The sequence below is a fragment of the Shimia sediminis genome (assembly GCF_003990645.1).
GTDB lineage: Bacteria > Pseudomonadota > Alphaproteobacteria > Rhodobacterales > Rhodobacteraceae > Shimia > Shimia sediminis.
Window position 1 is genome coordinate 604,228 of record NZ_RYZK01000002.1, and the last position, 14,353, is coordinate 618,580.

16 protein-coding genes are annotated in these 14,353 nt (G+C 59.6%); 10 read left to right on the plus strand and 6 right to left on the minus strand.

What is annotated here, in order from left to right; all coding sequences use genetic code 11:
- Positions 1-62 precede the first annotated feature (62 nt).
- From EK369_RS07490 to EK369_RS07500, 3 genes are read left to right on the plus strand one after another with little or no spacing between them, the layout of a single operon-like run.
- Positions 63-386, plus strand: a complete 324-nt coding sequence (locus EK369_RS07490; RefSeq protein ID WP_127113070.1) for an ArsR/SmtB family transcription factor — start codon at positions 63-65, stop codon at positions 384-386.
- Positions 379-807: an SRPBCC family protein gene (locus tag EK369_RS07495; protein ID WP_127113071.1), complete on the plus strand. Its 429-nt coding sequence runs from the start codon at positions 379-381 to the stop codon at positions 805-807. The genes EK369_RS07490 and EK369_RS07495 overlap by 8 nt, the downstream gene beginning before the upstream one ends.
- A gap of 27 nt (positions 808-834) precedes the next feature.
- Positions 835-1,149 carry a YciI family protein gene (locus EK369_RS07500; RefSeq protein WP_127113072.1) on the plus strand — a complete coding sequence of 105 codons (315 nt, stop codon included), beginning with the start codon at positions 835-837 and terminating at the stop codon, positions 1,147-1,149.
- A 146-nt stretch (positions 1,150-1,295) separates the two neighbouring features.
- Here the strand turns inward: EK369_RS07500 and EK369_RS07505 are convergent, their stop codons facing one another.
- Entirely contained in the window at positions 1,296-1,937 is a 642-nt protein-coding gene (locus EK369_RS07505; RefSeq protein ID WP_127113073.1) for a glutathione S-transferase, read from the minus strand.
- A 3-nt stretch (positions 1,938-1,940) separates the two neighbouring features.
- Complete coding sequence (locus EK369_RS07510; protein ID WP_127113074.1) at positions 1,941-2,936, minus strand: asparaginase; 996 nt, start codon at positions 2,934-2,936, stop codon at positions 1,941-1,943.
- Between the two features lie 166 nt (positions 2,937-3,102).
- Between EK369_RS07510 and EK369_RS07515 the strand changes: the two genes are divergently transcribed.
- The 4 genes from EK369_RS07515 to EK369_RS07530 all read left to right on the plus strand — a co-directional run bounded on the left by EK369_RS07515 (position 3,103) and on the right by EK369_RS07530 (position 6,412).
- Complete coding sequence (locus tag EK369_RS07515) at positions 3,103-3,648, plus strand: invasion associated locus B family protein (protein ID WP_235871359.1); 546 nt, start codon at positions 3,103-3,105, stop codon at positions 3,646-3,648.
- A 120-nt stretch (positions 3,649-3,768) separates the two neighbouring features.
- On the plus strand, positions 3,769-4,776 hold the full coding sequence (locus EK369_RS07520; RefSeq protein ID WP_127113076.1) for a Hint domain-containing protein: 1,008 nt from the start codon (positions 3,769-3,771) through the stop codon (positions 4,774-4,776).
- A gap of 82 nt (positions 4,777-4,858) precedes the next feature.
- Positions 4,859-6,046 carry a dual-specificity RNA methyltransferase RlmN gene (gene rlmN / locus EK369_RS07525; protein WP_127113078.1) on the plus strand — a complete coding sequence of 396 codons (1,188 nt, stop codon included), beginning with the start codon at positions 4,859-4,861 and terminating at the stop codon, positions 6,044-6,046.
- A 156-nt stretch (positions 6,047-6,202) separates the two neighbouring features.
- Positions 6,203-6,412, plus strand: a complete 210-nt coding sequence (locus tag EK369_RS07530) for a hypothetical protein (RefSeq protein ID WP_127113080.1) — start codon at positions 6,203-6,205, stop codon at positions 6,410-6,412.
- Positions 6,413-6,484: 72 nt separating this feature from the next.
- Here the strand turns inward: EK369_RS07530 and EK369_RS07535 are convergent, their stop codons facing one another.
- The gene (locus EK369_RS07535) at positions 6,485-7,318 is read right to left on the minus strand and encodes an LOG family protein (RefSeq protein ID WP_127113082.1); all 834 of its coding nucleotides are present in this window, start codon (positions 7,316-7,318) and stop codon (positions 6,485-6,487) included.
- Positions 7,319-7,396: 78 nt separating this feature from the next.
- Between EK369_RS07535 and EK369_RS07540 the strand changes: the two genes are divergently transcribed.
- Positions 7,397-8,317 (plus strand): threonine/serine dehydratase, encoded by a 921-nt coding sequence (locus EK369_RS07540; protein ID WP_127113084.1) that lies wholly within the window; start codon positions 7,397-7,399, stop codon positions 8,315-8,317.
- Positions 8,318-8,395: 78 nt separating this feature from the next.
- Positions 8,396-9,223, plus strand: coding sequence for a 2,3,4,5-tetrahydropyridine-2,6-dicarboxylate N-succinyltransferase (gene dapD, locus EK369_RS07545; protein ID WP_127113086.1), 828 nt, complete (start codon positions 8,396-8,398; stop codon positions 9,221-9,223).
- Positions 9,224-9,287: 64 nt separating this feature from the next.
- Here the strand turns inward: dapD and EK369_RS07550 are convergent, their stop codons facing one another.
- On the minus strand, positions 9,288-10,859 hold the full coding sequence (locus tag EK369_RS07550) for a choice-of-anchor L domain-containing protein (protein ID WP_127113088.1): 1,572 nt from the start codon (positions 10,857-10,859) through the stop codon (positions 9,288-9,290).
- Between the two features lie 179 nt (positions 10,860-11,038).
- Between EK369_RS07550 and EK369_RS07555 the strand changes: the two genes are divergently transcribed.
- Entirely contained in the window at positions 11,039-11,407 is a 369-nt protein-coding gene (locus EK369_RS07555; protein WP_127113089.1) for a DUF8846 family protein, read from the plus strand.
- Between the two features lie 45 nt (positions 11,408-11,452).
- On the opposite strand, the gene EK369_RS07560 is transcribed toward EK369_RS07555, so the two are convergent.
- Together EK369_RS07560 and EK369_RS07565 are read right to left on the minus strand one after the other, a co-directional pair.
- A complete protein-coding gene (locus EK369_RS07560) occupies positions 11,453-12,550 on the minus strand; it encodes a Hint domain-containing protein (protein ID WP_127113091.1) in 1,098 nt (365 codons plus the stop codon).
- Positions 12,551-12,578: 28 nt separating this feature from the next.
- Positions 12,579-14,150 carry a Hint domain-containing protein gene (locus EK369_RS07565; protein ID WP_127113093.1) on the minus strand — a complete coding sequence of 524 codons (1,572 nt, stop codon included), beginning with the start codon at positions 14,148-14,150 and terminating at the stop codon, positions 12,579-12,581.
- Between the last annotated feature and the right edge of the window lie 203 nt (positions 14,151-14,353).

A 14,353-nucleotide genomic window follows, 5' to 3' on the forward strand; every position in this document is an offset into this window, starting at 1 on the left:
CGGTTGCGTGAGGAGACTACATCCTTATTGCCATCTATTTAACTTTTTCGTTAAATGGATGCATGACGACTCTCATTACAACGTTTTCTGCGCTGGCGGACGAGACCCGGTTGGGCATCGTCGAACGCCTTATGGCGCAGGGTGAATTGCCCGCTGGCGACCTTGTGAGTGACGCCGGAATCAGTGGGCCGGCCATCTCGCGTCACCTGAAAATTTTGCGTGAAGCGGGGCTGGTTTCGCAGCGGGCTGAGGGCAACAAAAGGCTTTATTCCGTGCGCCCCGAGGCGATGAGAACCATCGCGGACTGGACCATGGATCATCGGAAATTTTGGGAGGCCGGACTGGACCGGCTGGAGGCCCTTTTGTCGGAGGAAGAGCATGGCTGATTTGAGACTGGAACGCGAATTCAACGTGCCCCCGGATCGCCTGTTTCAGGCTGTCACGCAACGGGGAGACCTGCTGCGGTGGTGGGGGCCGGAGGGCATGGATGTGCCCGAAGACGACATGGATTTCACCAAGACCGGGCCTTGGTTTTCGGTCATGCGCAACAGCGAAGGCCAGCGCTATAAGGTGTCGGGTCAGGTCACTCATGTGTCCCCGTCGAAATCGGTTGGATTCACCTGGGCGTGGCACGACGACAGCGATCAGCGCGGCGCGGAAAGCCATGTGACATTCACCATTGAAGAGACCAAATCCGGCGCGCGGCTGGTGATTGATCACCGCGAATTGGGGGATGATGAGATCAGCGCAAATCATGAGCGCGGCTGGAGTTCCTCTCTCAACGATCTGGCGAAACTGCTGCAATAAAGACTTTCAAAACAGGGAGATAAGGAAATGCCAAAGTTTATGTTTATCTATCATGGCGGTGGACGGCCCGAGACCCCGGAAGAAGGTGAACGCGTGATGGCGGCCTGGGGGGCCTGGATGCAAGGGCTGGGCGAAGCGCTGGTCGATGGCGGCAACCCGGCAGGCGAGTCCAAGACAGTATCGGCCAATGGTGTTGCCGATGATGGCGGGGCCAATCCGGTGTCTGGTTACACGCTGGTCAACGCGGCGGATATGGCGGCGGCATGCGAGATGGCCAAGGGGTGCCCGATCCTGGAAGGCGGAGCCGGAACAGTCGAAGTCGCGGAAGCGATGGAGATGTAGGGTGTTAAGTATCCGTTAAAAACCCATGAAATGACCAAGTTGTACAACATCTTTTGGGGTGTTTCTCCAAGTTGTACAACTTGGAGACTCTGCGATTCTGGTGCAAAATCCGCCGGTGCGAGGAAAAGAGCCACGCACGTCAGACCCTAGACCGAGCGTTCCGCCGGGAAATAGGTCACGGGATCACCGTTTTGCCATTTCGGGTACTTTCGAAACACGGCGAGAAATCTGTCAGACGCAATGAAGCGTTCGAGCCAGCGGCTGAGGTTGGGCCAGGGCTGGGCATCGAACCACAGTTTGTCGACAAAGGCGAACTGGCGCACGAACGGCAGAATGGCGAAGTCCGCGAGGCTGGGGTGGGTGCCGAACAGCCAGTCGTTGCCGTCCAGATGTGTCTCTAACGCGGCCAGAAACGCCGAGGCTTTGGCGCGTTCATCTGCCGGATCAACATCCGCGTGACGCGTGTGATATTTGTAGCGATCAAGCGCGGTCTTGAAGGGGCCGTCGGTGGTTTCGATCAGCGCGTGGCCCTCTTCAGGCATGTCGAGTAGCGCCTCGGGGTCCGAGCGCCCAAGTGCCCACTTCATGACATCGAGGCTTTCGTCGATCACTGTATCGCCCGCCACCAGACAAGGCACCGTGCCGCTGGGGCTGGTGGCGAGAAACTCGGGGGCTTTGTCACGCAGGACCACTTCGCGCAGCTCAACCGTCACCCCGGCACTGGCCACGGCAAGGCGCGCGCGGATGGCGTAGGGGCAGCGGCGGAAACTGTAGAGGATTGGCTGCACGGATCAGAACACGCCCTCGACGGGCTTCATTTTGCCGGTGACAAGACCGTCCCAGTTCTGAATCGGGGCGTTGATGTATTTCTGAGCGAGGGGATGCTCTGCGTTCAGGACGCCGAGTTTGACCAGAATGGCCGCCATGGCGCATTCCGCGCCGCGGGTGGTGCCATCGGCAATCTTCACGGATACACCCAGTTTCTTTTCGGGGATGATGGCGATGAAATAGGCCTCGGCCCCGGTTTTCACGGCGACCTTGTGATCCATTGCGCGCATGAGATCGGTACAGGCGCGGCCCTCGCCCGCAACCAGTTCGGGATAGGTGGCCATGGCATGGGTCAGGCGGGCGGCGGCGCTTTGGCGTGTGTCACCATCGGGGTTGGCGGCGGCAAAAAAGGCCATGGCGCGAGCCATGCCGTGCATGGTGGTGGCAAAGTTGGGGGCGGAACAGCCATCGATGCCGTAGCCTGGTGTGTCCTCTTGTGTGACGTCTTCGAAGGCGGCTTTGACAGCCTTTTGCACCGGGTGGTCGAGGTCGACATAGTCCGGCCCGGCGCCAAGGTGCTTGGTCAGGGTCAGGAAGCCCGAGTGTTTGCCGGAGCAGTTGTTGTGATAGCGGCAGACCGGTTTGCCCTGTCGGATCAGGTCATCACGCGCGTCAATGTCGCGGGGTTCCTGCGGGCCGCAGCGGAAATCGTCGTCGGTCAACCCGAGGTCGCGCAGCCACGCGTTGACGCGAACCGAGTGGATTTCGGCGCCGTTGTGCGAGGCGCAGGCCAAGGCCAGTTGTTCATCCGTCAGCCCCGCCGCATCGGCTGCACCGCTTTCGATCAGGGGCAGGGCCTGGAGCATTTTTGACGAGCTGCGCGGCAGGACAACAGCCTGAGGATCCCCCCAGGCGTGGATGATTTCACCGTCGGCATTGCACACCACGGCATGGCCCAAATGCAGGCTTTCGAGAAAGGGACCGCGCCAGATTTCCACCATGGGGACCGGTTTTACCATCTTGAACCTCGTATTATTGGGCAAAAACGTGCCAACAGGTCTTTTCCCTGTTAGCCAAATCAGGCTAATGTGATTGTATCGAGAAGAAAATATCCGGTTCGCAAAAAAGCGGCAAAAGCCGATGGGCCGGAAAACTGAGGCAAAGCACAGCTTGGAGGCTGTTGATATGGGATCACTCGTAACGAGTCGGTACGCATTGGGCGCAATTTCGGGCGCGATCTTGGGTGTTTGGGGGCAAGGAGCCACCGCACAGGAGCAGGCCAGCGCGCCCTGTTCCAGCCAGGTGACAGACTGGAGCGTCTGTGTCGCCGAGGCGCCCAAGGAGTGCTGGGCCGTCAGCACCGCCAAGGAAAGCGTTAATACGAGAGACGGCCGCGTGGTTGCCGTACGCCGCAGTGATATCCTGCTTATGGTGTTCTATCGTCCGGAAGTGGGCGTCAAAGGGCAGCTTGGGTTTACCGGCGGGTATCCCTTTGCCAGCGGTTCGACGGTGAATCTGAGCGTTGATGGAAATTCCTATGAGCTGTTCTCTGAGGGTGAGTGGGCCTGGCCTGCCTCGGCCGCGGATGACAACAAGATCGTGACCGCGATGAAGCGCGGATCAAAGGCGAAGCTCTCGGCAAGGTCTTCGCGCGGGACCAAAACCGAAGACACATTTTCTCTGCTGGGCTTTACCGCCGCAGTCGAGGACGCAGAAAAACGGTGCCAATAAGGCACGCGACCGCCTGAGCAGGGCGGTCAAAGAGGCCCCTGCCAGGGCCTGGACCACATCGCCACCACGGGGGAGCTGACCGGAGCAACCGGTCGGATGAACGAGGTGTGAGGACAGGCTATGGCAGACCCATATTTTACCGAGATCAAGTATCGCGGCGGGGCGGACGACGACTTTATCGAAGTCGCGGTTGTCGCGGGCACCGATGTTTCGAACATTCAGATTGTCGTCTACCACCCCAGCGGTGATGTGAGATCGATAAATAACGTTGGTGTTTATCAGGACACCGTGGCTGGAAAGGATGTCTATTCCCTGGCCGGTGTCGGTGTGCATATGAACGGAGCCGTGGCGCTGGTAGTGGACGGGGTCGTGATCGACTTTGTGTCTTTTGACAACGTCGTAACACCCCATGAGGGGCCCGCAGACGGGATGACTTCGACCCAGATCGGATCGACGGGGAACAATCAGAATGCCTCGGTTCAGCTGGACAACAACGGCGACTGGACCACGGGTGGGCTGAACGAAGGCACGATCCCCTGTTTTCTGGCCGGCACGCTGATCGCCACCAAGCGGGGCGAAGTGGCGGTCGAAGACCTGCGGCCCGGTGACATGGTTGTGGTGCGGGATGGTGGTTTTGCGCCAGTCCGTTGGATCGGCTCGGTCACGGCCGATGCGCGTGGTCCGAACCGCGAGCAGAATGCCCCGGTGTGTATCCCGCGCGGCGCCATGGGGCGTAACATGCCCGCGCGCGATCTGTATGTGTCGCCCAACCACCGGATCTGGATGCGCGATGCGGCTTTCGAGATGTTCTTTGCCGAGCGCGAAGTGCTGATACCCGCCAAGCACCTGGTTGGGTGGAAAGGCATCAAGCAGGTGGCATATGTGCCAGAGCCAGAGTATTTTCATGTGCTCTTTGACAGTCACCAGATCATCATGTCCGACGGCATGCTGACCGAGAGCTTTCACCCCGGCGAAATCACCATCGACCAGTTCGAACATGAGGCACGCGATGAATTGCTGCGCCTGTTCCCCGAGCTGATCACCCTGGCGAGTTACGGCGACACGGCGCGGCGGTGTCTGAAGAGCTATGAAGTGCCCTTGGCGCTGGAGGCGAAATCAGCGGCGTAACCTTGTCAAAACGCTGATATTTGCTTTTGGGCCCAGATGGTGTATTCCACGCGCCTGATTTCCTGAACCGGACCCAAGAGCCATGACCGCCAGCGCCCCCGTCACGCAGGACGTACATACAATTCCGCGCAAGCTGCCCGAAGGCGGTAAGATCAACCTTGTCGGTCTGACCCGCGCGGCGATGCAGGGCGCGTTGATCGAACACGGCACGCCGGAAAAGCAGGCCAAGATGCGGGTCAATCAGATCTGGCAGTGGATCTATCAATGGGGCGTGCGTGATTTCCACGAGATGACCAACCTCAGCAAGACCTATCGCGCCGAGCTGGAGGAAACCTTTTGCGTGGACATCCCCGAGGTGGTCAGCAAGCAGGTCAGCGAGGACGGCACCCGCAAGTATCTGGTGCGCATCGCCGGAGGCCATGAGGTCGAGGTGGTCTATATCCCCGAAGAGGGGCGCGGCACGCTTTGCGTCAGCTCGCAGGTGGGCTGCACGCTGACATGCTCGTTCTGTCATACCGGCACGCAAAAACTGGTGCGCAACCTGACTGCGGGCGAGATCATTGGCCAGGTGATGATGGCGCGCGATGATCTGAACGAATGGCCGGAACGCGGCGCGCCAAAGGATGAGACCCGCCTGTTGTCGAACATCGTGCTGATGGGCATGGGCGAGCCGCTGTACAACTTTGAAAACGTCCGCGACGCGATGAAGATCGCCATGGACCCCGAGGGCATTCAGCTGTCGCGCCGTCGCATCACGCTGTCGACCTCGGGTGTGGTGCCCGAGATGGCGCGGACGGCTGAAGAAATCGGCTGCCAGTTGGCGATCTCGTTCCACGCCACCACGGACGAGGTGCGCGACGTGCTGGTGCCGATCAACAAGCGCTGGAAGCTGGAAACGCTGCTCGAGGCACTGGCGAGCTATCCCAAGGTGTCAAATTCAGAGCGTATCACTTTTGAATACGTGATGCTGAAGGGCGTGAACGACACCGATGAGGACGCGCATCGTCTGGTCAAGCTGATCAAGGATTACGGCATCCCGGCCAAGATCAACCTGATCCCGTTCAACGAATGGCCCGGCTCGCCCTATGAGCGGTCATCGAACAACCGCATCCGCGCATTCGCCAATATCGTCTATCAGGCGGGCTATGCCTCGCCCATCCGCACCCCGCGCGGCGAAGACATCATGGCGGCCTGTGGGCAGTTGAAATCGGCAACCGAACGCGCCCGCAAATCGCGCAAGCAGATCGAGGCCGAGGCGGGGCTGGGATAGGGGCGCTGCCCCTCTTGGCCCTGAGGGGCCAATTCACCCCGGGATATTTTTGGCCAAAAGAAGCTGCCTAAAACTTTCCTCAATTCCGATACAAATCGGCCCCGATCAACAGTCAGTTTCCAACTTGTGAACAATACGATCCAAGGAGGACACGACATGGCACATGCAGATATTGGCGGCGCGATCATCGATGCGCCCATTCTGGACATCATCAACCGCGAGCGCACCCAGGCGCTGAGCGCACGCGAGTGGAAATTCCGCCTGGCGGGATATGGCTATGCGATCAAGGACGTGCGCGGCGCACAGGTCGTGACCAAGCTGCCCCAGGGCACCGAGCTGGGTGTTTTGCCCGCACAGATCCACTAAGCGCAGGCAAGGCGTTTGAAAACGCCTTAAGCGGTTTCGAAACCGCTTGGACCCGGCTTTTTGACCCCTGTCTTAGCGACCGGGGATCACGTCACGCGGCGCGCAATCGCCCCAGGTGTCGATCACTTCGATGGCCTCTTCGGCCGTTTCGACAAAGCGGAAAAGCTCAAGATCATCCGGCGAGATGGTGCCTGCCTCGGCCAGCGCATCCCAGTTGATGATTTTTTTCCAGAAGGCTTTGCCGAACAACAGGAACGGCACACACTCCATGCGTCCGGTCTGGATCAGGGTCAGCGACTCGAACATTTCGTCGAGCGTCCCGAAGCCGCCGGGGAACACGCAGATCGCCTTGGCCCGCATCAGAAAGTGCATCTTGCGGATGGCGAAGTAGTGAAAGTTAAAGCACAGCTCGGGCGTCACGTATTCGTTTGGCGCCTGCTCATGCGGCAGCACGATATTGAGACCGATGGACTTGCCGCCCGCATCAATCGCGCCACGATTTCCGGCCTCCATCACGCCGGGGCCGCCGCCGGTGACAATCACATGTTTACTGCCATTGCTGCGTTCGGTCATGAGCCGGGCAAAGGTGCGCGCCTCGTCATAGAATCTGGACAGCTCGGCCAGTGTCTCGGTGCGCGCGGCGTCTTTTTGCGCTGGGGCCGGGATACGGGCGCCGCCAAACATGACGATGGTGCTTTCGATCTGTTCTTCGTCCAGCGCCAGTTGCGGTTTCAGCAATTCAAGTTGCAGCCGCACCGGGCGTAATTCGTCGCGGCACAGGAAATCATCATCCGCAAAAGCCAGGCGATAGGCTGGCGCCCGGGTCTGGGGCGTGTCTGGCACACGGTTGACCGCACTGCGGTCAGTTCCGGCACTGGGAAAGGGGCTGAGGCGGTCGTCTTTCATCACTCGTACATCCTTGCTTGCGCGTTTCCCTCAGGCCTATAGGGTTCGCCGGGACATTGCCAGTCATAGGGGTGTGAAATGGATTGGTCTGAAGACATCAGGGCGGCGGCGCAGCGGATTGCGGGCCATGTTGTACGCACGCCCGTCGCGGCGCTGAATGGGTTCGGGTTGGGCTATCCGATTGAGGCAAAGCTGGAACACATGCAGCACACCGGGACGTTCAAGGCGCGGGGCGCCTTCAACACGTTGTTGTCGCAGGATGTGCCGGAGGCCGGGTTGGTCGCGGCCTCGGGGGGCAATCACGGGGCGGCAGTGGCCTATGCGGCGCATCAGCTGGGGCACAAGGCGCGCATTTATGTGCCCGAAATGGCCGGGCCATCCAAAATCTCGCTGATCCGGGATGCCGGAGCGGATCTGGTGGTCGTGCCGGGAGAGTATTCGGACGCGCTGGAGCAGGCGCTGGCCTATGAAGCCGAAACCGGAGCCATGCAGATCCATGCCTATGACGCCCCGGCGACGGTGGCGGGTCAGGGCACGCTTGCGTTGGAGTGGGAGAATCAGGGGTTACAGGCGGACACGGTGCTGATTGCCGTGGGCGGCGGCGGGCTGATCGGCGGTGCGATGGCGTGGTTTGACGGGCAACGCCGTGTCGTGGCGGTGGAACCGGAAACCTCTTGTGCGCTGCATGCGGCATTGGAGGCCGGAGAGCCTGTGGACGTCGACGTCTCGGGCGTGGCGGCCAATGCGCTGGGGGCCAGGAAAATCGGGCAGATCTGCTTTGATCTGGCGGTGTCCACCGGCGCGGACTCGGTGCTGGTGTCGGATGCGGCGATCACCCGCGCCCAAGAGGCCCTGTGGCGCGAAACGCGGCAGTTGGTCGAACCCGCCGGGGCCACGGCGCTGGCGGCTTTGATGTCCGGGGCTTATCGGCCCGCGCCGGGGGAAAAGGTCGCCGTGGTGCTGTGCGGCGCCAACATTACGCCGGACCCGCTGGGTTAATGGTCGCAAATCTGGGGTGACGCCGGGGCGCGATGCGTTTAGAAAGCTTCGAATCCTGAAATTCGGAGCCTGAACAACATGTCGAACGCGCAACTTGAACAAGCCATCGAAGCCGCGTGGGAAGCCCGCGACACGATCAATCCTCATACCGGCGGCGAAACCCGTGAAGCGATCGAAGACACGCTGAACGCGCTGGACTCGGGCAAGCTGCGCGTGGCGGAGAAACAGGAAAATGGTGACTGGCACGTGAACCAGTGGGCCAAGAAAGCTGTACTGCTGGGTTTCCGCATCAAGGACATGGAGTTCCACGACGGCGGCCCACAAGGCAGCGGCTGGTGGGACAAGGTCGACTCGAAGTTCAAAGGCTGGGGCGACAATCAGTGGAAAGCGGCGGGTTTTCGCGCCGTACCCAATTGTGTTGTCCGCAAGTCGGCCTATGTCGCACCCGGCGCGGTTCTTATGCCGTCTTTCGTGAACCTCGGCGCGTATGTCGACGAGGGCACCATGGTGGATACCTGGGTGACCGTTGGGTCCTGCGCCCAGATCGGCAAGAACGTGCACCTGTCGGGTGGCGTGGGCATTGGCGGCGTGCTGGAGCCGATGCAGGCGGGTCCGACCATCATCGAAGACAACTGCTTTATCGGCGCGCGGTCTGAAGTGGTCGAAGGCTGCATCGTGCGCGAAGGCTCGGTTCTGGGCATGGGCGTGTTCATTGGTCAGTCGACCAAGATCGTCGACCGCGAGACCGGTGAAGTGATGTATGGCGAAGTGCCAGCAGGATCGGTTGTTGTGGCGGGCTCGATGCCGTCAAAAAACAACGTGAACCTGTATTGCGCCGTGATCGTGAAACGCGTGGACGCCAAGACACGCTCAAAAACCTCGATCAACGATCTTTTGCGCGACTGATCGATCCAGTCGACATTGAAACCGGAAAACGCACCTGTCTAAGGTGCGTTTTTTTGTGGGTTCTTCAGGCGCGCATGAGGGCTTTGACCTCGAATGACCGCAGAGAGACCCGCGCCGAGGGGCCATAGCCATAGCCCATCAGCGCATCGTCGTTGGGCATCAGCCGCAGGATTTCCGCGCGGGTTTCCGCATCAAAGGAGTCCAGGGTTTCATTGCCGGGGTGGTAGCTTTCGCTGTCCAATCCGTTGCCGCGAATGATCTCGTGCCGATCAAACAACAGGTGGTAGTAGCTGACCGGGCGGTTGTCATTGCGTGGGCGGATGGTCTTGTCGTTCACGAGATCCTTGGCTTTGATCAGAACCTCGGATTCACCAAACAAAAGGCTGGCACTGGCCGAGGTAACCAGCACCCGGTGATTTGGGGAAAACTCGACCGCGTCATGGGTGCCCAGCGCGTTGGCCTCGAACCGGATGGGCGCATCCCGACCTGTCGCAATGCGCAGCGTACTGCCGACCCAGCGAACCGGTTGAAAGCCGTTGTCACGGGTCAGGATCATGTCGCCTGGCACAAGGCTTTCAACGGGTTTCTCGCCGTCAATGGTCAGGATCATCGTGCCCTCGACAAAGCACGGCACGGTGGTGAGCGTTACAAACCCGACATCGGTGTTCCCGTCGCCATCCTGAACCGTGTAGGAAAACACGTTGGAGCCAAGATCACCGTCGGCTTCGATGGTGACGGTGCCGTCGCTGTTGAAGGTGATCGTTTCGCCGGTGGGCAGGACAATCGGCTCGTCCACGACCACCTCTTGTCCGTTGATATGCGTGATATTCAACGTCGGGCTGTTCTGGCTCACGTCGTTTGACCGCAGGTCAAACGTAACCTCGCCATCGCGCGCGACTTCGATTTCATCATCTCCGGCGACCAGTGCGGTCTGAACCGAGTCTCCGGCAATCAGCAGGTTTGAATCGTAGATCCCGTCACCACCATCGGCGATGGCAATCTTGATGGTGTTCTCTTCGCCCGGATTGACCGGCGCCTTGAGGGTCATTGTGACGGTGAACCCGTCCATTTCGGTATTGGCAACCTCGCCATCGGCGGGGTTGTCGATGTAGAGGTTTTGATTGCTCTCATCGTTGATGTTGTTGATCGTTATGTCGCCGTCGCCCACTGTCAGCTCGGCCTGAACCCCGTTCACCCAAATCCCAACGGCATCATTGAAGCCAGAGTTCACATACTCAAGATATTCCTCGGACGAGAAGACAACCTGCATGGTCAGGGTCGATCCGTCGGGAATGAACGTCGCCTCGAGGATCGCGGCGTCGTAGGTCGTGGCGTTGGCAATCTCTTCCAGGTCCGAGTCACCCGCCAGTTGGTGATTTGTGGATTCGTTGGACTGGCGGTTGGGATCACCGCTGTCGCGGGTGATATCCTGGGCGTTGCCGGTCGACAGGATGACGCCGGAGTCCGAGGGCGTGAGATTGGGCGCGTTTGCATCACCATCGCTGTAGATACCCGAGGCCGAGGTGGCGCCGGTATAGGTGGCATCGACAATTTCAATGCCGTTTCCGAACATCGCCTCGGCCATGTCGGTGGCGCTGGCACTGGTATCAATTGGAAGTTCGGAAGCTGTAACCATTTTCTAACCCTCAAAATTACTCACCCAACAGCTAAGCGCGATTGGTGAATATATGTTGTGGGTTCGGGCCACTTTTTTATGGGAAACTGCCAAGAATCTTCCCCATTTCCTTAACCCTCTGAAAACGGCTTGCGGTCCGAGGTTGACCCCGGCAAAGCGCTTGGGCTAAGGCCGCACTCATGGAAAAGACAAAAAAGATATCGCGCCAGCAGGTGTTCACCCTGCTTGTTCAGGTTGGCCGCAAGGACGGAGACGGTTTGCCGGATGGCGCGACCGGGGCGGCCCTGATGGTTTACGCCAGCGGCGTGGACGAGGGCGAAGCAGTCCGGGAAACCGTGGCCATTCTGAAACAGGCCGACCTCGCCCCGCTGGATGTCACCGGCTATGGCACAATTGAAGAGCGCGAGGCCCAAGGCCACGAGATCGACGATGAAGAACGCGGGTTGATGCAGCGGGCTTTAGAGGAAAACTCGGTCATCGTGGCCCAGATGACCGAATTCTACAAAGGCGAAGAGTCGATGGACACCGACGAGGGGTTCATCAACTGACGCGCCACGCCCGCGTGGTGTGATCTGGCGATCGCTCGAACCGCCCTAGGCGGCACGCTGTTCGGCGAGGATCAGTGCTTCGAAATTGCCGAGCACGGGATAGGCAGGAACCGAGTGTTCAGGCAGGGTGGCGCGCTGGAACTGGCACAAGAGGCTGCTTTTCAGGATTTCCGGACTGCGGCGGATACGCCCGATGTTCAGGCTCTCGACATAGGTGCCGTTCGCCAGCAAGGCTTCGTGACCCGGCAACAGGACCTGCGCATAGGTCACGAGCATATGATTGCTTTCGCGAACGGCTGCCGTGCCGTTGATCAGGTGCCGGGCCGGGACAAGAACATGTTCGGAGGCAAACAGGTACTCCACCCGAGAGCCGCCAATCACCAAACACTGATGTGGCGCGACAACGCAGTCACGCTCGAGGCTAAAATACGGGCTGCGAAGGCGCACTGGCTCAAAAAGCCCGCGCGCCGGGACCGTCCGGCGCACAACCTGCAACACGGGCACCTGACCGCCATCCAGCGTTTCGACCACGTCACCACGCTTGAGATTGCCAATCGCCTGCGGGCCAAAAGGTGTTTCAACCCGGGTCGATGCGGTCATGCCGGGCATGGGGCCGATGGGTTCGATCCGGTCTGAAACGGCAAGAAACAGAATATCGGGCGCCATGTAGCGTGCTGCGGGGTTCAACGCCAGTTCGCGGATGTCCCCCAGTGTCGTGGTGACCGGGCCGCGCAAGAGTGTCTGAAAGCTGCGGTTTGAATCGGGGCGCTCGACCACAAGCCGCGCCCAGTCGTGGGCCATATCCCAGCTGTAGGTCACACGCAGGATATCCGTACGCACAGAGGCCGAGTCGTGGTTGATGACGCCATGAATGATTTCTGACCCACGGGTGTGGACCAGGCTCATGCCACCGCCGGGGAGCGCCTGAAAGGTGATCCGCACGGCGCGGCTCATCCCGCACTCTAACCCCAGAACCACCTGCGGGCGATCCTCGGGCGAGACGCGGGTTTCAAACAGGATGCTGCCACGGGGCATCACCGTGCCGGGATCGTCCAACGCGCAAACCTGATCCGGGCCGAGCGACGACAGCCCCTGCGCAGAAAAACATCCACCATTTTTGTCTGCCAAGGCGATCCAGGTCATGGGGCGATACCCCTGTGTGCGGGTCCAATCATGCTGCACGGCCCCTTTTCATCAGAACTTCGGCCTCGTAGGACTTGAGCGCAGGGCGCACGACGCTGCTGTAGCCATTTCCGGTCTGCACATCGAGTTCGGGGAACAGGGTGCAGATTTCTTCTACGGTTTCTTCTTCGAAGATGTTGTTGATCTGCGGGCCGGGCAGAAAGCTTTCGGTTTCCAGACCTTGGGAAAACACGATCTCGTGCTGATCAAACAAGAGGTGGTAATAAGTGACCTCTCCTCCGCTGATGCGCGTCACGGAACTGTCGTTGACGAGATCCTTGGCTGCCACCAGAACTTCGGTGTGGCCGAACAGCACTTCGGCCAGGCTGTCACGGATCAGAACGCGGTGCTGTGGCGACACCAGCAGGGCAGTGTGGTCGCCAAAGGTTCCGGCGGCGATGCGGATCGGGGCAAGCTTGCCCTGGGCGGGCACCGATCTGTGACCCACCCACCGCACGGGCTGATCTGCGTTATCGTAGGTTGCGACCAGATCACCAACGTCCAGATCTTCGACAGGCACATCGCCATGCGGCGTGCGGATCAGGGTGCCTTGGACAAAGCAGGGCGCGTCGGTGGATTCAATCGTGACAAAGCCGACGTCAGAGACCCCGTCATCGTTTTCGATCGTATATGAGAAATTGGCGGTTTCGATGTCCCCGTCTGAGGTGACCGTGATGGTGCCGTCGGCATTGACGACAATGGTCTGTCCCGTCGGCAGCGTGATCGGCACGCCAACAGTGAAGGTTTGACCGTTGATGTGGGTGAGCGTCAGAGACGCGCCGGATGTGGTGTCGTTTGCCAGAATATCCACGGTCGTGCTGTCGTTCAGGCCAAGAACAATTTCGTCCGAATTCGCAATCACAGAGGTCTGCACAGATCCCGCGCCAATCAGCAGGGACGAGTCGTAGCTGGAATCCGAGACATCTGCGATCGCAATGCGGAGATTGTTCTCGGCATCGGGAATAAGCGGGATGGTCAGGGTCAGCGTGGCAGTAAAGCCGTCCATCTCGGTGTTGTAGGCGTCGTTGGTGTTGTCGATGAACAGGCTCTGGTTCGATCCGCCGTTGACGGTTCCCGGATCAATGTTGCCGATTTCCATCGGGATATAGACGCCGTTGATCCAGACGCCGACAAAATCCTGAAACAACGAGTCGGTGTATTCCGGGTATTCTTCGGACGCAAAGACGAATTGCATCGTCATTGTATCGACACCTATGGGTGCCAGAAAATCAACATCCAGAACCGCCGCATCAAAAGTCTGCAAGTTGGTGACATCCGAGCTGCCTTCAACCGTGTCAGGGCCGTTCATGTCCGAACTGCGGTTGGTGCTTTGGTTGTACTCACCATTGCGGTTGGTAAAGTGGCGCACATTGCCGGTGGACAGGATGACGCCGGAATCCGACGGGGCAACACCAGGTGAGATTGTGTCCGCGTTGGAATAGATTCCAGAGGCGCGGCTGTCCCCGGTATAGGTCGCATCAGTGATGGTGATCTCATCACCGAAAATGGTTTCCGCCATTTCCTGTGCGTCCGCACCGCGGTCGATTGGTAGTCTTGGCATGCCTGTCTGCCCCACTCTTACAAACAAGAGGCACGTCGCACAGCGCCACGACGGGTTAATCCCCGTTCGATGACACACCAATATCCTGACCCGCTCGATTCCGGTTTCAGGGTCTATGTGAGGGCCGTTTTTTGGCCTTGCTGCTGATTGACCTGCCTCGGTCATTTTTATTGCCGCCAGTTAACAACATTTTTTGTTTTCTG